The organism is Streptomyces sp. JLBG701 (genome assembly GCF_058544905.1).
Window position 1 is genome coordinate 1,595,143 of record NZ_CM178588.1, and the last position, 17,107, is coordinate 1,612,249.

At 69.6% G+C, this 17,107-nt stretch carries 14 protein-coding genes; 9 read left to right on the top strand and 5 right to left on the bottom strand.

Going from position 1 to position 17,107, the window contains the following annotated elements; translation table 11 throughout:
* Positions 1 to 49: 49 nt before the first annotated feature.
* Both AC5DRG_RS07285 and AC5DRG_RS07290 read left to right on the top strand, forming a co-directional pair.
* The gene (locus tag AC5DRG_RS07285; RefSeq protein WP_491808973.1) at positions 50 to 3,337 is read left to right on the top strand and encodes an amino acid adenylation domain-containing protein; all 3,288 of its coding nucleotides are present in this window, start codon (positions 50 to 52) and stop codon (positions 3,335 to 3,337) included.
* Positions 3,334 to 4,125 carry a leucyl/phenylalanyl-tRNA--protein transferase gene (locus tag AC5DRG_RS07290; RefSeq protein WP_491808975.1) on the top strand — a complete coding sequence of 264 codons (792 nt, stop codon included), beginning with the start codon at positions 3,334 to 3,336 and terminating at the stop codon, positions 4,123 to 4,125. Before AC5DRG_RS07285 ends, AC5DRG_RS07290 begins: the two co-directional genes overlap by 4 nt.
* Before the next feature lie 49 nt (positions 4,126 to 4,174).
* Here AC5DRG_RS07290 and AC5DRG_RS07295 read toward each other — a convergent pair whose 3' ends face one another.
* The 3 genes from AC5DRG_RS07295 to AC5DRG_RS07305 are packed head-to-tail and all read right to left on the bottom strand — an operon-like array spanning position 4,175 to position 6,775.
* Entirely contained in the window at positions 4,175 to 4,705 is a 531-nt protein-coding gene (locus AC5DRG_RS07295; RefSeq protein ID WP_491808977.1) for a cupin domain-containing protein, read from the bottom strand.
* A gap of 19 nt (positions 4,706 to 4,724) precedes the next feature.
* Positions 4,725 to 5,777 (bottom strand): phosphotransferase family protein, encoded by a 1,053-nt coding sequence (locus AC5DRG_RS07300; protein WP_491808979.1) that lies wholly within the window; start codon positions 5,775 to 5,777, stop codon positions 4,725 to 4,727.
* On the bottom strand, positions 5,774 to 6,775 hold the full coding sequence (locus AC5DRG_RS07305; RefSeq protein WP_491808981.1) for a C-terminal binding protein: 1,002 nt from the start codon (positions 6,773 to 6,775) through the stop codon (positions 5,774 to 5,776). The genes AC5DRG_RS07300 and AC5DRG_RS07305 overlap by 4 nt, the downstream gene beginning before the upstream one ends.
* Before the next feature lie 743 nt (positions 6,776 to 7,518).
* Between AC5DRG_RS07305 and AC5DRG_RS07310 the strand changes: the two genes are divergently transcribed.
* Complete coding sequence (locus tag AC5DRG_RS07310; RefSeq protein ID WP_491808983.1) at positions 7,519 to 8,787, top strand: MFS transporter; 1,269 nt, start codon at positions 7,519 to 7,521, stop codon at positions 8,785 to 8,787.
* An 88-nt stretch (positions 8,788 to 8,875) separates the two neighbouring features.
* Here AC5DRG_RS07310 and AC5DRG_RS07315 read toward each other — a convergent pair whose 3' ends face one another.
* Positions 8,876 to 9,655 carry a fumarylacetoacetate hydrolase family protein gene (locus AC5DRG_RS07315; protein WP_491808985.1) on the bottom strand — a complete coding sequence of 260 codons (780 nt, stop codon included), beginning with the start codon at positions 9,653 to 9,655 and terminating at the stop codon, positions 8,876 to 8,878.
* Between the two features lie 184 nt (positions 9,656 to 9,839).
* On the opposite strand from AC5DRG_RS07315, the gene AC5DRG_RS07320 reads away from it, so the two are divergent.
* Positions 9,840 to 10,871: a LacI family DNA-binding transcriptional regulator gene (locus AC5DRG_RS07320; protein WP_491808987.1), complete on the top strand. Its 1,032-nt coding sequence runs from the start codon at positions 9,840 to 9,842 to the stop codon at positions 10,869 to 10,871.
* Positions 10,872 to 10,953: 82 nt separating this feature from the next.
* Here the strand turns inward: AC5DRG_RS07320 and AC5DRG_RS07325 are convergent, their stop codons facing one another.
* Complete coding sequence (locus tag AC5DRG_RS07325; protein ID WP_491808989.1) at positions 10,954 to 11,547, bottom strand: NADPH-dependent FMN reductase; 594 nt, start codon at positions 11,545 to 11,547, stop codon at positions 10,954 to 10,956.
* 470 nt (positions 11,548 to 12,017) lie between these two features.
* On the opposite strand from AC5DRG_RS07325, the gene eno reads away from it, so the two are divergent.
* The 5 genes from eno to AC5DRG_RS07350 are packed head-to-tail and all read left to right on the top strand — an operon-like array spanning position 12,018 to position 17,057.
* Entirely contained in the window at positions 12,018 to 13,328 is a 1,311-nt protein-coding gene (gene eno, locus AC5DRG_RS07330; RefSeq protein ID WP_491808991.1) for a phosphopyruvate hydratase, read from the top strand.
* Positions 13,329 to 13,388: 60 nt separating this feature from the next.
* Complete coding sequence (locus AC5DRG_RS07335; RefSeq protein WP_491808993.1) at positions 13,389 to 14,393, top strand: VOC family protein; 1,005 nt, start codon at positions 13,389 to 13,391, stop codon at positions 14,391 to 14,393.
* 24 nt (positions 14,394 to 14,417) lie between these two features.
* Complete coding sequence (locus AC5DRG_RS07340; protein WP_491808995.1) at positions 14,418 to 14,960, top strand: carboxymuconolactone decarboxylase family protein; 543 nt, start codon at positions 14,418 to 14,420, stop codon at positions 14,958 to 14,960.
* A gap of 52 nt (positions 14,961 to 15,012) precedes the next feature.
* On the top strand, positions 15,013 to 16,119 hold the full coding sequence (locus AC5DRG_RS07345) for an alcohol dehydrogenase catalytic domain-containing protein (protein WP_491808997.1): 1,107 nt from the start codon (positions 15,013 to 15,015) through the stop codon (positions 16,117 to 16,119).
* Positions 16,120 to 16,148: 29 nt separating this feature from the next.
* Entirely contained in the window at positions 16,149 to 17,057 is a 909-nt protein-coding gene (locus AC5DRG_RS07350) for a LysR substrate-binding domain-containing protein (protein WP_491808999.1), read from the top strand.
* The last annotated feature ends 50 nt before the right edge of the window (positions 17,058 to 17,107 follow it).

Sequence of the window (17,107 nt, forward strand, 5' to 3'; positions counted from 1 at the left end):
GGGCACAGATCGTGCTCCGCAGGACGCCGCGCGAGGCAGGAGGCCCGAGGTGACGGAACGTGATCACCCGTCGGCAGAGTCGGCTGCGCCGTGCGTCGTGCTGCGCAACGACGAGGAGCAGTACGCGATCTGGCCCGCCGACCGCCGGATTCCGGCCGGGTGGCGTCGGATCGGCGGACCGGCGTCCACCGGGTGGTGCGGGAGCCTGGTCGACCGCCTGTGGACCGACATGCGGCCCGCGAGTGCCCGCGCCGAAGGGCGGCCCCCGGGACCTGGGCGGGGCACCGTGCCCGAGCTGGTCCGGGAGCGGGCGCGGCGTGAACCGTCCGCTCTCGCGGTGCTCTCGGACGAGGGCAGGCTCAGCTACGCCGAGCTGACCGGCCGCGCGGACCGGCTTGCCCACCGGCTGCGGGAGTCGGGTGTCGACGCGGAGTCCGTCGTCACCGTGTGCCTCGACCGCGTGCCCGAGCTGGTCGTCGCGCTGCTGGCGGTGCTGGGCTCCGGCGGCGCGTTCCTGCCCCTCGATCCGGCGACTCCAAGGCAACGGATGGCCGGACTGGTCGGGGAGAGCGGTTCACGCCTCATCGTCTCGAGCCGCGAGCACGCCCCGATGTTCGCCGGGTGCGAGGCGCGGATCGTCCACGCGGGGGAACCGGCCACGCAGGCGCCGCCGGAGGGCTCCCGGCCGACACAGCCGGCCCCCGGCCCCCGGCCGGACGACCTCGCCTACGTGATCTACACCTCCGGATCCACCGGACCTCCCAAGGGAGTGATGATCACCCACCGGTCGCTGGCCCACTCCCTCACCGCGGTGGCCCGGGCATACGAACTGGGGCCCGGCGACCGGGTGCTGCACGCCGCGGCGCTCGGCTTCGACACCTCACTGGAGCAGATCTTCGCCACGCTGATCAGCGGCGCGACACTCGTCCTCGCGGGAACACATACCTGGGCGCCCACCGACCTGCTGCACCGCCTCCCGGAGCACGGGATCACCGTCGCCGACCTGACCCCCGCCTACTGGCATCGGATCGTCTCCGCCCCGGACCGCGACGAGAGCCTCACGTCGCTGAGGCTCGTCATCGTCGGCGGCGAGATCGTCACCGCGAAGAACTGCCGCGCCATTCTGCACCGCATCCCCGGCGCGCGACTCGTCAACGCGTACGGGCTCACCGAGACCACCATCACCTCCACGCTCGGCGACCTGAACGAGGAAGTGCTCGCCGCGCCGGACACCGCCGTCGCCCCGATCGGCAGACCCCTGGAGGGGAATCACCTCCACGTGCTCGACGCCGAACTGCACCCTGTGCCGCCGGGCGAGCGCGGCGAGATCTACATCGGCGGCCCGGGGCTGGCGCGCGGTATCTGGCGGCAACCCGCCCTGACCGCACTGCAGTTCCTGCCCGACCCGCACGGCTCGGCGCCGGGGGACCGGATGTATCGCACCGGGGATCTGGGCCGCCGGCGCTCGGACGGCAACCTGGAGGTCCTGGGCCGGGCCGACGACCAGATGAAGATCCGCGGGTTCCGGGTCGACCCGGCCGAGGTCGAGGCCGCGCTCGCCTCCCACCCGCAGATCGGCCAGGCGATGGTGGTGGCCCGGACGCGCGCCGGCGGCGACCGGGACCTCGTCGCGTACTTCACTCCGACCTCGCCGCCGACCGACGGCGAGGCGGTGCTGCACGCACGGCTGCGGTCGGCACTCGCCGAGGTCCTGCCGGGCCACATGATCCCGGCAGCCTTCCACGCGGTGGAGCGGCTGCCCGTCACGCCCGGCGGAAAGGTCGACCGCAGGGCCCTGCCGGAACCCGTGACCGCGGCGCCGACGACCACCGGCGCCGACGACCGTCCGGTGCCGCAGGGGATGGCCCAGTTGTGGGGCCAGATCCTGGATGTGGACTACGTCCGTCCGCACGACGACTTCTTCGAGCTGGGCGGCAACTCGCTGCTGGCCATGGAGATGCTCGCCCGGACCCGCGTCGTGTTCGGCATCGGCATCACGCAGATCCGTGATCTGACCCGTTCGCTGCTGCGGTATCCGACGCTCGCCGCGTTCGCCGAGTCCGTACGCCAGGCACGTGCGGGCACACTGGCCCACCCGGACGGCGGGAGCGTCGACTTCGCCGCCGAGACCGATCGGCGCGTTCCGGCAGTGGGCGCAGACGCGCCGGCTCCAGATATCCGTCGTCCCGGCGATGTCCTCCTCACCGGGGCGACGGGGTTCTGCGGCGCGCACATGATCGACGAGCTGCTGTGCAGGACGACGGGGCGGATACTCTGCCTGGTCAGGGCCTCCGACGACCAGCACGGCATGGAGCGGATCCGCGCGAGCCACCAGCGGTACGTCCTCAGCGATCTGCCCAGCGGGCGCGTCCAGCCGGTCGTCGGCGACCTGGGCAAGCCCGAACTGGGGCTGTCCCCAAGCCGGTTCGAGGAGCTGGGATCGACCATCGACGCCATCTACCACTTCGGCGGCCAGGTCAACTTCATCTACCCGTACCACGAGTTGCGCGCGGCCAACGTCGGCGGAACATACGAGATCATCCGCCTCGCCGCCGGCCGGGCCGTCCCCATCCACTTCACCTCCAGCATGGCGGTGCTCGCGGGATTCGGGCCGGCCGGGGTGCGCAAGGTGACGGAGAACACGCCGCTGCGCTTCCCCGATTATCTGTCCGTGGGCTACGTGGAAACCAAATGGGTCGCCGAGGCACTGCTGAAGAAGGCGTCCGACGCGGGCCTGCCGGTCGCCGTCTACCGCCTCATGGACATCACGGGCCGCAGCGGGACCGGCGTGATGAACACCAGCAGCGAGCTTGCCGCCCTCTTCGACTTCGTCGCGCGGACCGGGCTGTGCCCCAAGGTCCGGCTGGCACTGGACTTCCTGCCCGCCGACCACCTCGCCCGCGCTATCGGACACATCTCCACCCGCCATCCCGCTCACGGTGAGATCTACCATCTCACCAACCCCCGTCCCACGCTGCTGAATTCGCTCGCCGAGCGCCTGCGCCGACGGGGTTACCCGGTCCGGGAGATCCCGTACGGCGAATGGATCGCCTCTCTGGTGAGGTACGCGGCCGGGCACCCCACCGACCCGATCACCCCGTTCGTCCCGCTCTTCGTCGACCAGTGCGCCCGCGCCGACATCACCGTGAGCGAGATGTACTTCCAGGACGTTTTCCCGGCGTTCACCCGCGGCAACGCGGAACGGGCGCTGGTGGACGCCGGGATCGACATTCCGCCGGTGGACGCGGAGATGATGGACCGTCACATCGACTTCCTCCAACAGGCCGACGGTGTCCGGCCGATGAAGGACCAAGGGCAAGGGGCGACGCGGTGGTGAGCCGATGCGCTTGCTGGGAGGCGCTGGACGTGCTGGAAGGGCCACTCGACGGTCCGGTGGCCTTCGGCGCCGACCTCAGTCCCGCCGGCCTCCTGGCGGCGTACCGCGCCGGGGTCTATCCGTTCCCGGCATCCGACGAGTACACCCGCGCCCTCAACGAGGTGGTCTTCGCCGATCAGGTCCAGGAGGGCCGCATCCGGCTGATGGGCGAGGAATCGGCCGATCCCTACGCCGTCTCCTGGTGGTCACCCGACCCCAGGCCGGTGCTGCCCGTCTCGGCCACGCACCTCAGCCGGCACCTCGCCAGGCGGCTTCGCAACCGGCTGCCGTGGTCGACCAGCCTGGACCGGCGGTTCGAGGCGGTCGTCCGCGAATGCCGTGCCGGCCGCGTCCCCCTGTGGCTCACCGACGAGCTGATCGCAAGCCTGGTCCGCCTGCACGAGATGGGTCATGCTCACAGCGTCGAGGTGTGGGAGGGCGACGATCTGGTCGGCGGCGTCTTCGGTCTGCGGGTCGGATCGGTCTTCAGCATGGACTCGATGTTCTTCCACCGTCCCGGTGCTTCGAAGGTCGCGGTGGCCGACCTCGCGGCGCGCTTCGCACAGGCCGGCGGCGAGCTGCTCGACGCGCAGCGGGACAGTCCGCACGTCCGCGACCAGGGCGGCATTCTCGTACCGCGGGAGCAGTTTGTGCGACACCTCCGCCGCACCGCACACGACAGCCTCCCGATGCCCACTGCCACCTTGCCGGCCCACCGCCTCGCCCCACCGACGGGATCGCGCCGCTGAGCCGGTCACACGAGCGTCACGACCAGTCGGAGCAGTATCGACCGTCGCTTCAGCCGTCGCGTTCCGCGCCGACCAGGACGAAGGCCATCGTGACGGGATGGTCGCTGCGGTTGCGCCAGGCGTGGCGGGTGCCGTTCTGGATGACGATGTCCCCCGCCGAGAGGCGGGTTGAGTGGCCGTCGTCGAGTTCGAGGACGATCTCGCCCTGGAGCACGATGCCGTAGTCCACCGTGGGCGTCGTGTGCATGCCGTCGGGCTCGATGAGCTCCGCTATGCCGGGCGAGTCGGCACGCTGCTCGCGGTCGAAGGCGACGGGGTCGAACGTCGGGTCGGCCATCGCGGCGTCCGGTGAGAAGGTCAGCACGATGAACCGGGTGCCGCCTGGCGCCGGGAGCAGGCCGGTGACCTTCGGCGTGGGATCTTCCCCGGTACGGCCGACCGGTTCGCCGGGTTCGGTGGCCCACGGCAGTCGGGACACCCAGCCCGGCAGGCTGGAGAACTCACGGCTGCGCGGGACGGGTCCGTCGCTGACGACAACCGACCTGCCGTTCTCGTCATGTCCGGTGACGACTCTGCGCATACGTCTCTCCTGGGTCGGGTCAGGCGGGCTTGCAGATACCGAGTTCAGTCGTGGGCCCGAGCGCGGTCGCCCAGGCGTCCAGCACGTCCGTCACAGTGGGGGCGGGCGCCCGGAGCAGAGCCGATGCCACCCTGCGGATGAAAAGCCTGTGCCGGTCGTCCGTGAGGTACTCGACCGGGGACTTGCCGTCCACGCGCGCGAGCAGCAGTGCCGGCAGCAGCGATGCGGCCCGCCCTTCGAGGGCCGACCGCGGTTCCCAGTCGACGCACCGGACGTACTCCTCGCTCAGCACCCGGGCGGACCGCAGGAGATCGGGGCGCCGCTCGGGCACCACCAGGCTCTTGAGGAGCAGGTGGTTGACGCAGAAGGCGAGGTCGAAGGCAGGGTCGCCGTACCAGGCGCACTCTGCGTCCAGCAACACGGGTCCCGCCGGGCCGACGAGGATGTTCTTGGGACTCACGTCACCGTGCACCAGGGCCAGGTGGGTCGTGACGGTGCGGTCGGCGAGGCCCTGGAGGATGCCGTGCAGGGCGGGGTGCGCGGCAGCGGTGGCCAGCAGGTACGGCTCGATGCGCAGCGCGTGGAAGTTGTCGTCGGTGGCGAACTCCGCGGCGAGTGCGGCGTCGTCCGCGCTCGCCGCGTGCAGGGTGCCGAGCAGCTCCCCGACGGCCGCCGCGGTCGCCACCCGTACCTCGCCGTTCAGCAACTGCGCCTTCCACACGGGGTACTGCTCGGGCGGCAGGTACGCCATCGCGAAGAGGCCGGCTTCGGGGTCGTGAGCCAGCAACTCGGGCACGCTGTCCGGGCGGTACCGGGACGCGAACCGCATCCACGCCCATTCGTAGGCGTTGCGCGACACCGGTGCCTGCCAGTCGGCGGCGACCTTCAACTTGGCCAGGGCGCGTTTGACGCAGAGGGAGCGTCCCGGCAGGTCCACTCTCCACAGGTCGGACGAGACGCCGCCGGCCAGCGGTGTCCAGCGAGCGGCTTCGCCGGGTGCGGCAAGTTGGTGGGCGGTCAGGAAGTTGGTCAGCGCGGGTTCCGGGCTCGCCTGCGCGCCGGGCCGGCTCATCGCCGGTTCCCCGAACCGATGGGCAGAGCAGGTGTGTTGCAGGCGTGGGCCGGTGCCTCGCCCGCCAGGATCCGTACGACCTCTTCCGCGGCGCGGCGGCGCAGTTCCGTGACCGAGGCGTCGGAGGAGAAGGCGATGTGCGGGGTGAGGAGAGCTCCCGGCTGCTTCAACAACCCTGCGGGGACGTGCGGTTCGCTCTCCAGTACGTCGAAGGCGGCTCCGTCCAGGTGCCCGCTGTCCAGCGCCTCGACGACCGCGTCGGTGTCCACCAGGCCACCCCGGCTGACGTTGACCAGCAGGCCTCCCGGTGGCATCAGCGCCAACTGCTCGGCGCCGATGATGTGATGCGTGCCGGGCGTGAGCGGTACGTGGAGGATCACGACGTCGCTGCGCCGCAGCAGGTCCTCCAGGCCCACCATCTCCACTCCGGGGGCATCCTTCGGTGGATGCGGGTCGTGGGCCAGGATCCGGCAGCCGAACGCGCCGAGCTTGCGCACGGTGGCGCGTCCGATGCGGCCGTATCCGACGACACCGCAGGTCAGCGTCGACAGCCGGCGCAACCGGGCGCCGGCGGGATCCCAATGGCCCGCGCGGACCTCCCGGTCGGCGGCAGCCAGGCCCCGCGTCCAGGCCAGCACCATGCCGACGGCGTGGTCGGACACCTCATCGACGCAGTAGTCCGGCACGTTGGTGACCCACACACCGCGCTCGGTCGCCGCGTCCACGGCGATGTTGTCGAGCCCGACCCCGAGCCTGGCGACGATCCGCAGGTCCGGCGAGGCGCCGATCGCGGTGGCGGAGACGGGGGCCCAGCAGGTCAGGATCCCGTCAGGCCGGTGATCGGCCACCAGTTCCTCGATCGTCTCGGCGGAGGCGGGGTCGGCGGGGCCGGTGACCAGGGTGTGGCCCGCCTTCTCGATGACCGATCGCTCGACGGAGTCGTCGGGCCAGGCGTAGTCGGTGAGCAGCACGGTGCCGGGGCGGCTCGATGGGTTCATGGCAGGTCGTCCTCGCAGAATCGTGCGGCCGCGGCGGACGGCCGGGGCTCACGCCCGGTCGCGTCCGGTGAACGGGTCTGATCGCCACCCGGCAAGGGCGGCCGTCGGCTTGTCCGTAGGGGCCGTCGGCCGCCATGGGCGGGGTGGAGGGGGTCGCTGGGTTCGGGTCGGGTGTGGGCCGGCGCTCGCCGATTTGTGGTCGGTGCGGGCGCCGCGGTGCGTCCCGGGAACGGGTCACGAGATGCCGGGGCACGTCGCATCACTTTGTCACAGCCACGTGGTGCTAACGATAGCACTGAGCCTCTTCGCCACGTCAAGAGCGCGGTGCACACCCGATCGCCGGCGCCCCTGCGACAAGGTCCGGCAAGAGCCAGGAACTCTGTCATCACGGGAAACGGCGGCACGCCGAAGAAATCCGGTGTTCGCATCTTGACGCGCCGGAGACTTCCCCCTCATGGTTTCTGCCAGCGCCGCCCGTGTGACCGACAAGTGTCCGCACGGGGTCCGGCTGTCGACGACGTCATAGCCACGGACGTCCCCGACGGGCGATATACGGCTGAATTCCGCGTGCGGTGTCCGACCGCTCGGCAGCCCGTCGCCCGCATTCCGCAAGTCGCGACGGCATTTCCGTCGCCGACTCGAGTCCGTGTTCAGCTCACCGCTTCCCGTCATCGCCCGTACGTCTTTGTACGGGCCATGAATCCGCCGCGGCCTGCCGTGGCCCATTCCCCTCAGGAGCCGCTATGACTCACGCAGCGCAAGTCGACACCAGCGCGGTACCCGCGAGCGAAACGCGGGAAGGCAGCCGCGCCCCCCTGTCCCGTCCCATGATCGGGGTCGGCTTCCTGCTGGTGGTCCTCTCCTACATGGTCAACGCCATGGACCGCCAGGTCTTTCCTCCACTGCTGCCCAACATCCGCGCGGAGTACGGGTTCTCCCTGGAACAAGGCGGGCTGCTGGCGACCAACTTCACCCTCGGCATGGCCCTGGCCGGTCTGCCCGCGGGCTATCTCCTGGACCGCTTCCGCCGCAAGACCGTGCTGCTGGTCAGCATCGTGATCTACTCCCTGGGCACGATGGCCACTCCCCTGGCGACCGGGTTCGCGGACATGACCCTGTACCGGGTCGTCTCCGGTTTCGGGGAGGGCATGCAGTCCGCCGCCATCTTCGCGGCGCTCGGCGCCTTCTTCGCCCAGCGGCGCGGCCTCGCCTTCGGCATCATCGGCATGGGCTATTCCATCGGCGTGTTCATCGCCCCGCTCATCGGCGTCGAGCTCATGAGCATGCACGGCACCTGGCACTCACCGTTCTATCTCTTCGGCACGGCCGGGCTGCTGATCGCCGCCGCCTCCCTGTTCCTCCTGAAGTCCGGCCTGACCGAGCACTCCGCCGAGAAGACCGTCTCGACCGGGAGCTGGGCGCACATGCCGGCCTCCGCCTACAACCGCAACACCGTTGCGCTGGCCGTTCATTCGGTCATCGGCGGTGTGGCGATCTACGGGTTCCTCGGCCTCTACCCGACATTCCTCATCACCTCGTTGCACTACAGCTCCGGGCAGGCCGCACTGGCCATGAGCTTCCTCGGTTTCGGCGGCATGACAGCCGTCTTCGGCGGCTGGCTCGGCGATCGCTTCAACCAGCGCAACCTGCTGATCCTGAGCATGCTGGCCGTCTCCGTCATCGGTGTGTGCATCTACAACACGCGTGCCGACGTCGGCACGCAGTGCGTGTTCGCCTTCCTCATGGGCGCCTTCGGCCTGGGCTTCGTCTACCCCAACACCAACAGCGCGATGCAGCGGGCCGTCCGTCCCGGACAGATAGGACGCGCTTCCGGCCTCTTCGTCACCAGCTACTACGGTCCGGCGGCGTTCTCGGGTCTGCTCTTCGCCGCCCTGGTGGACTCCTTCGGCTGGGACCGGGCCGGGCTGCTGCAGGTCACGGTGCTGCCGCTGGTGAGCGCCCTGGCGCTGGGCTTCGTGCGACCCTCTCTGTTCAACAACGCGGTCCGCTAGCGGGCCGACGCCGACACGCCACCGGGGCCTGCCCACCGCCGAGCGGTGGGCAGGCCCCGGTGCGAGGCGGTCCGGCGGACGTCCGCGGTCAGCGGCTCTCGGCCACCACCGGATTGCGCAGAACGCCGATGCCCTCGATCTCCACCTCGACCTCGTCTCCGGGGCGGATCGGCCCGACGCCGGCAGGCGTGCCGGTCATGATCGCGTCTCCGGGCAGCAGTGTCAGGTAGCGGCTGAGATAGCTGACGAGGTCGGGAACACCGAGCAGCAGGTCGGCGGTGCTCGCCGACTGCATGACAGTGCCGTTCACACGGGTCGTCAGCGACAGTGCCGACGGGTCGAGTTCCGTCGCGACGACCGGTCCGAGGGGAGCGAACGTGTCCTGCCCCTTGCCGATGAGCAGCGTTCCGAACGCGCTTTCCCTGCGCTGCACGATGCGGTCACTGACGTCATTCCCGCAGGTATAGCCGAGGATGTAGTCATGGGCTTCGGAGGGCTTCACATGCCGGGCCTCCTTTCCGATGACGACGACCAACTCACCTTCGAAATGGATGAGTTCACCGTCCGTCGGATAGACAATGGCGTCGCCAGGTCCGATCACCGCGGTGCTCGGCTTCATGAAGCACACGGGAACTTCCGGAACCTCACGGTCGGTCTCGTCGATGTGCGAGGCGTAGTTGTAGGCGAAGCCGAAGATCCGAGGCCGCTCGAGCGGCGAAAGAATGACCGCGTCGCCGACTTCGTCGACGTGCCCGGTCGGGGTGAGTTCGGTGAAGGGATCACCCTGGAATCTCGTGATTCCGGCGTCACCGGCGTCCAGTTGGCCATAGTGACGCATGCCGTCGACGGCATACCTGACGATCCGCACGGAATACCTCCGCAGCTAGGCAGCCGTAGGCGACTGCGGCCCATCCAGAGCAGTGCTAACGTTAGCATGCAAGTGACGATCACCCCGATGCCCATACCTCTCCGGCCACGGAGCGCGACGAGAATGCTATCGTTGGCATACAGAAAGTGACGACACGGGATCAGTCAGCTCGAGGGGGCCTTACGTGATCACGACCAGGGACATCGCCGAACGCCTCGGAATCTCCGTCTCGACGGTCGGCCGGGCGCTCTCCGACGATCCCCGCATCAGCGAGGAGACCAAGTTCCGGGTCCGCCAGACCGCTTCCGAGATGGGCTACGTCGGCAACCGTGCGGCCCGGATGATGCGCGGAGCGTCCAGCAATGTGGTCGCACTGGTCATCCCCGACATCCGCAACAGCTTCTACTCGACGATCGCGCACGAGCTGTCCACGAACATGGAGGCCGAGGGCTTCCAGCTGATGCTCTCGGAGACCGACGACGACCGGATGGTGGAACTGCGCCACCTGCGCGAGCTGTCCGCCAACCGGGTGGCCGGCGTCATCATCGTGCCCACCGCACGCCCCCACGCCGAGTCGGTCAAGCTGCTCAAGGCGGTCCCCCACCTCCAGTTGCTGCGCCGCCACCCGTCGCTCGGTTCCCAGTGGTTCGGCGTGGACGACCACGAGGCACTGCGCCAGGCCACGGCCCACCTCGTGGCACTGGGCCACACCCGCGTCGCCTATCTGGGCGGCCCCGAGGAGCTGCCCACGGGTGCCGAACGTCTGCGCGGCTTCCGCAGCGCCCTGAGCGAAGGCGGCCTGCCGGACGAGGCCGGGCGTACGGAGCTGGGCCCGCCGTCGTCGGTGGACCACGGGCGCCAGGCGGTGCGCCGGCTGCTGAAGGGACCGGACGCGCCCACCGCTCTCGTCCTCGGATCGATCCAGCTCACCCTGGGGGTCCTCGAGGAGTTGTCCGCGCAGGGTGTGAAGGTGCCCGGGGAGCTGTCCGTGGTCGGTTTCGGGGACGAGCCGGGGTTTTCCTGGTGGGGTCCCGGCCTCACCACCGTCGGTCTGCCGATCCAGGAGATGGCCACCGGCTGCGCGCTGTGGCTGATGCGCCGGCTCAAGACCAAGCCGGGCAACGACGGCCCCTACACGTCGGTCTCCCCCGGCTCGCTGGTGCTGCGGGGCAGCACGGCACCTCCTGCCGGAAAGGCTCCGTCCAGGTCCGCTTGAACCGGGGGCGACCCCACCGGCGTACGCAGGAGAAGGCGCCCGGAGTTCCCACTCCGGGCGCCTTCGTGCACTCGGCACCAGGTCAGTACGTCTCAGTCCGCAGCCGCCGCATGACGCAGGCGGTGCGTGCGAGTTCGTCGAGCACCTGCTCGACGGCGGCCTCATGCACCTTGCCGGGCCTGAAGTCTCCGTCGCCGACGAGTTCATGGACGAAAGGGATGCTGACGGTCGGACCGATCGGCAGCATCCTGAGGTTCGACACGACCTGCTTGCCCATCTGCACCGCCCTGGTGCCCGCCGAGACGCCTCCGTAGCTCACGAACGCGGCCGGCTTGTGCTGCCACTCCACGACGAGGTAGTCCCACGCATTCTTCAACGGAGCCGGGAAGCCGCCGTTGTACTCCGGGGTGACGAACACGAACGCGTCCGACGCGTCGACGATCCGGCTCCATGTGCGGGTGTGGCTCTTGGTGTACCGCCGCTGGGCGGGCGGATGCGGCTCATCGTAGAAGGGCAGTGCGAGTTCCCTCAGGTCGACGATGTGCGACTCGAACTGGGCACGCTCCGCGGCACGGAGTGTGAACCAGTCCGCGACGGATCTGCCCACACGTCCGGGGCGGGTACTGGCCACGACGGTGGTGAGGGTCATGGGCGCCGCTGAGGGCTGGGGGGTCATGTCGTGCTCGCCTTCCTGTCGGCCGGCATCCGGCCCGGCGGACCCACGCCACCTGTGCTGTCCGTCCGTCCAGGAGGACGCGGGTCCACCGGAGTTCCTGCCGGAGCACCAAGGGCTGTGCGAACGATAGCACTACGGCTCCTGCGAGCCAAGAGGGGGCAAACAAACCGCGAGGCCACGGCACCAGAGTGCCGCCACCCCCTTGACACAGCCGCCTCCACTTTGCACGATTGCGCTATCGATAGCATTCCCCAGAGCCGCCGGGGACGAGCAAACCCCCATCCTTCTCGCCCGCTCCCAGCGCCGCCGCACCGATTCAGGTGCCACCCCGCCGGGCCGCCCCCGCCCGTCCGCCGGCGAGGACTTTCCTGTATGCCCTCCCCGGCCGCAGGGAAGTCCGTCCCCCGATCACGGGCACGGGCACCGGCTCCTCGCCCCGGATCGTCCGAACTCCGAAAGGTCGCACCGCCATGACAGACGCGCGGATCGCCAAGCTCCACGGCCGCAGGGTGTGGGACTCACGCGGCAGGCCGACCGTCGAGGTCGAGGTCCATCTCGCGGACGGCGCGATCGGGCGGGCCATCGCACCGGCGGGGGCCTCGACGGGCCGGGGCGAGGCGCTGGACCTGCGCGACGGCGGCAGCCGCTTCGGTGGGCTCGACGTCCGGCTCGCGGTGGGGTCGGTGAACCAGGAGATCGCGCCCGCCTTCCTTGGCCTCGACACGACCGATCAGGAAGCCGTCGACCGGTTGCTGGTGGACCTCGACGGCACGCCCGACCGCAGTCGTCTCGGCGGCAACGCGATCGTGGCCACGTCCATGGCGATCCTGCACGCCACCGCCGCGTCGGCGGGCGTCCCGCTGTGGCAGCACCTGGCGGGCGGGCGGCCGGTGCGCATCCCGCTGCCGGAGATCCAGATCTTCGGCGGCGGCGCCCACGCGGACCGCCGCGTCGACGTCCAGGACTTCATGGTGATGTGCCCCGCGGCGCGGAGCTTCTCCGAGGCGCTGGACTGGACGGCGGAGATCTACCGCGCCGCCGGCGCTCTGATGCGCAAGGCGGGCAAGGCGCAGGGGGTCGCCGACGAAGGCGGCTTCTGGCCGTCGTTCGACTCCAACGAGGAGGCGCTGGAGACGCTGACCCGGGCGATCGAGAGCGCGGGCTTCGTGCCCTCGGCCCAGGTGGGCATCTCGCTGGACGTCGCGGCCTCGCAGTTCGGCAGCGGCGGTCGGTACACGCTGGCCCTGGACGACCGCACCCTGGACACCGCCGCGCTGATCGACATGCTGGGCGGCTGGATCGAGCAGTATCCGATCCTGTCCGTCGAGGACCCGGTGGGCGAGGACGACCACGAGGGCATGCTGGAGTTCACCCGGCGCTACGGACACCGCTGCCAGGTGATCGGCGACGACTACCTGGTCACGAACGCCAAGCGGGTGGAGGCGGCGGCCACGAGCGGCACGGCGAACGCCGTCCTCGTCAAGCCGAACCAGGCCGGTACGGTCACCGAGGCGTTCCAGGCCCTGCGGGCCGGGAAGGAAGCCGGCTTCGGCACGATCGTCTCGGCGCGCTCCGGGGAGACCGAGGACATCACCATCGCCCATCTGAGCGTCGGCTGGGACGCGGGCCAGCTCAAGGTGGGCTCGTTCACGCGCTCCGAGCGTATGGCGAAGTGGAACGAGGTTCTGCGTATCGAGGAGTCCCTCGGTGAATCCGCGGAATTCAGCGGATGGTCCGCATTCACATTCGCCGCGGTCGATTCCTCGACGACCGATTCGTAAAGCGTCCTCGACGCATTAGATTCATCGAAATCCAGAGCCGATCCGAGCACGGAGGCCAGCATGCTGCCACCCGTCAATCTGCGCCCGAGTTTCAACATCACCCGCTCCAGCCATGTGCGTCTCACGGTCACCGATCTCGCCGTGAGCCGGGACTTCTACGTGAACGTGCTGGGGCTCGTCGTCAGCGACGAGGACGAGCGCACCTGCTACCTGCGCGGCCTGGCCGAGGCCTGCCATCACAGCCTCGTCCTGGAGCTGGACAAAGAGGGCGCGGGCATGAGCAGGAGGGTCGGCTTCCGGGTGTTCTTCGACGAGGACCTGGACCTCGCCTTCGACTGGTTCCGTGAGCGGGGACTGCCCGCCGAGTGGGTCGATCTCCCGTACCAGGGACGTACTCTGCACGTCAGCGACCCGATCGGCACACCGCTCGAACTCTGCGCCCACATGGAGACACGGCCGAGGCTGCACATCGACTTCGAGCGGTACAAGGGCGCCCACGCCCAACGGCTCGACCACTACCAGATCTTCGCGCCCGACACCTACGAACTGTGCGCGTTCTACGGCGAACTCGGCTTCCGCAACTCGGAGTACCTGGAGCACGGCGACAAACTGCTGGGTGCGTTCATGTACCGCAAGGGCACCTGCCTCGACCTCGCGATCATCGAGAACACCGGGCCCGCCCTGCACCACTTCGCCTACACCGTCTCCGAGAGCCACGACATCTTCACCGCCTGCGACTGGGCGGGCATCCAGGGCTACGGCGACGGTGTGGAGCGGGGCCCGGGACGGCACGGTCCGGGCGGGATGCTCTTCGTCTACCTCCGCGACCCCGACGGGCACCGGGTGGAGGTCTTCAACAGCCACTACCAGACGATCGACACCGAGATCGAGCCGGTGCGCTGGGACGCGGGATCGCTGAGCACCAACGCACGCTGGGGCCTCCCGGCCCTGGAGAAGTGGTACTTCGAGGCGTCGCCGTTCGTCGGCGTGCCGCAGATCCCGCCGACCGAGCTGCCGAAGCCGATGTCGCTCGAGCGGTTCCTGCTCGAACAGTCCGCGCGCTGACCTTCCGTACCTCCAGGAGTGACCATGGCACGAGTCCCCTATCTACGCCGCGAGGACGCGGACGAGTCGCAGAAGCCCCTGTACGACCGGCTGGAAGCCGAGCGCAAGGTGCCGACGGCGAACATCTTCCTCGCCCTGGCGGGCGCGCCGACCCAGCTGAACGCCTTCCTGACCTACGCCAACTCACTGCGGGCCGCCGACCTCAGCCCGAAGCTGCGGGAACTGGCGATCCTGACCGTGGGGTACGCGACCCGGTCGGCGTACGAGGTCGCGCACCACCAGTCTCACGGACTCAAGGCCGGACTCACCGAGGAACAGCTGGCCGCGGTGGCCGACTTCGAGGCGTCCGACCTGTTCGACGCGACGGAGAAGGCGGTGATGCGTCTCGCCGAGGAGTCCACGCTCCAGGTCGACGTCTCGGAGGAGACGTGGCGTGCCGCCGCCGGCCACCTGACGGACCGGCAGATGGTCGAACTGTCGTTGTCCATCGCCTGGTACAACTCCGGCGTCCGCATCATGGGGCTGCTGGATATCGACCTCGAGAGCGGTTACGCAAACCCCTTCTGAACCTACTGAATGGTCCTGCGTACTTCCGCAGGGAATTACAAGGAGTATTTCAATGGCGAAAATGCTCGCTGCACGGTTGCACGCGCTGGGTGAGCCGATGTCGGTGGACACGATCGACGTGCCCACCCCCAGGCCGACCGACGTGCTGGTGCGGGTCAAGGCATGCGGAATCGTGCCGAACATGGCCAACGTGATCAACAACTGGCCCACGTGGTTTCCGCATCAGCCGCTGCCGAAGTTCCCTGCCGTCTTCGGCCTGGACGCGGCCGGGGTGGTCGAAGCCGTCGGCGAGGCGGTGCTGCACACCAGGCCCGGGGACCGGGTGTACGTCAACCCCCTGCGCGGATGCGGGAGTTGCCAGGTGTGCCGGGGCGGTGAACTGAGCCGATGCCGCTACTTCACCCTGAACGGCTACTTCAGCACCTCCCGGGACGGGCAGCGGATCTTTGACCTCTACCCCTACGGCGGTTTCGCGCAGTACATGACCGCCCCGCAGCAGTCGATCGTCAACATCCCGGACAACATGACGTTCGAACAGGCCGGCAAGCTCGGCTACATCGGCACGTCCTATGGTGCCCTCAAGAACGCGGCGGCAAGCCCCGGCCAGGTCGCGCTCATCGACGGGATCACGGGAACCCTCGGTGTCGCGTCGACCGTACTCGCGCTCGCCTCCGGAGCCTCCAGGGTCCTCGGGACCGGCCGCAACGAGCAACTCCTCAAGCGCGTCAAGGAACTCGCCCCGGACCGTGTCGAGGTCTTCCGGCTGGGAGACGGCTCCACCGGGGAATGGGCGAAGGAGCGGACCGGCGGCGAGGGCGCGGACTACGTGATCAGTGCCCTCGGCGCCAAGGCCCCGGTCGAGACCATGCTCGACTCCATGCAGGGCGTCCGGCGGGGCGGCAAGGTGGTCAACGTCGGCGGCGTGGCCGACCGGCTGCCCCTGGACATGAAATGGCTCATGGACGAGCAGGTCCATCTGATCGGCTCCAACTGGTTCAGTACCGCGCAGGGGCAGGAGCTCGCCGACATGGTCGCCACCGGCGCCCTGGACCTGTCCTACCTACAGGCCAAGCCGTTCCCGCTGGCCAGAGTCAACGAGGCGATCTCGGGACTCACCAACCGCGACGGCGGATTCAGCAACTACGTCGTCATCCCCTGACACCGCCTACGCACAGAACGGAGGAGCCGATGGAACTGCGCTGGCTGGAATCGTTCGTCGTCGTCGCGGACGAGCTGCACTTCGCGCGCGCGGCGGACCGACTGCATCTGGCTCCTTCGGCGCTCAGCGCCCAGGTCAGAGCGCTGGAGTCGCATCTGGGAGTGCGTCTGATCGACCGCGGACGACGCACCCGCCCGGCACTCACAAGCGCCGGGCGGCTGTTCCTCGAAGAGGCACGGCTGACCCTCGCGCAGGCCGCCCGCGCCGAGGCGGTGGGCCGGCGCGCCGGGCGCGGGGAACTCGGGCACGCCGAGATCGCCTACGTCGCCTCCGCCGCGTTCTCCGGTGTGCTGACCGACGTCCTCACCCGGTGCGCGGCCCTCGACACCCATCTCACCGTGCAGGTACGCGAGTTGGAGACACCGGCCCAGCTGGAAGCACTGTCCTGCGGGGACATCGACGTCGGCTTCCTGCGCTGGCGGCCGGAGTATCCGGACGGGGTCCAGGCCACCTGTCTGCTCACCGAGGACGTCGTCCTGGCGCTGCCGGAAGGGGCGCCGCTGGCGGCGCACGAGGCGGTGCCGACGGCGGAGTTGCGCCACGAGCAGTTCGTGGCACCGCACTTCGACGAGGAGTACGGCTGCCGCGACCAGATCCTGGAGGTGGCCGAGCAAGGGGGATTCAGCCCGCGATGCGGGCCTCCGGTGCGGGACTTCATCGCCGCTCTCACTCTGGTGGGCGGCGGTCTCGCCGTGGCGCTGGTACCGGACTCGCTGCGCCGTGTGCGGATACCGGGTGTCGCCTACCGCCCGCTGGCGGACGTACCGCTGACCACCCGGCTGGTGGGCGCCTACCGCAGGGGCGAGACCTCGCCCGCGGTGCGCGGCGTGATCCGCCGGCTGCGGGAGGCGGCTGCCGCCACGACCGCCGACAGCTGAGGCCGCGGCGCCCCGACACACCGAACCGGCGCATGTTTGTGCGCGGAAAA

Bases quoted from the DNA above. Each gene is read 5' to 3' on its own strand.
- AC5DRG_RS07340 (WP_491808995.1), top strand. From the start codon at position 14,418: ATGGCACGAGTCCCCTATCTACGCCGCGAGGACGCGGACGAGTCGCAG.
- AC5DRG_RS07350 (WP_491808999.1), top strand. From the start codon at position 16,149: ATGGAACTGCGCTGGCTGGAATCGTTCGTCGTCGTCGCGGACGAGCTG.
- eno (WP_491808991.1), top strand. From the start codon at position 12,018: ATGACAGACGCGCGGATCGCCAAGCTCCACGGCCGCAGGGTGTGGGAC.
- AC5DRG_RS07305 (WP_491808981.1), bottom strand. From the start codon at position 6,775: ATGAACCCATCGAGCCGCCCCGGCACCGTGCTGCTCACCGACTACGCC.
- AC5DRG_RS07345 (WP_491808997.1), top strand. From the start codon at position 15,013: ATGGCGAAAATGCTCGCTGCACGGTTGCACGCGCTGGGTGAGCCGATG.
- AC5DRG_RS07295 (WP_491808977.1), bottom strand. From the start codon at position 4,705: ATGCGCAGAGTCGTCACCGGACATGACGAGAACGGCAGGTCGGTTGTC.
- AC5DRG_RS07335 (WP_491808993.1), top strand. From the start codon at position 13,389: ATGCTGCCACCCGTCAATCTGCGCCCGAGTTTCAACATCACCCGCTCC.
- AC5DRG_RS07325 (WP_491808989.1), bottom strand. From the start codon at position 11,547: ATGACCCCCCAGCCCTCAGCGGCGCCCATGACCCTCACCACCGTCGTG.
- AC5DRG_RS07310 (WP_491808983.1), top strand. From the start codon at position 7,519: ATGACTCACGCAGCGCAAGTCGACACCAGCGCGGTACCCGCGAGCGAA.
- AC5DRG_RS07300 (WP_491808979.1), bottom strand. From the start codon at position 5,777: ATGAGCCGGCCCGGCGCGCAGGCGAGCCCGGAACCCGCGCTGACCAAC.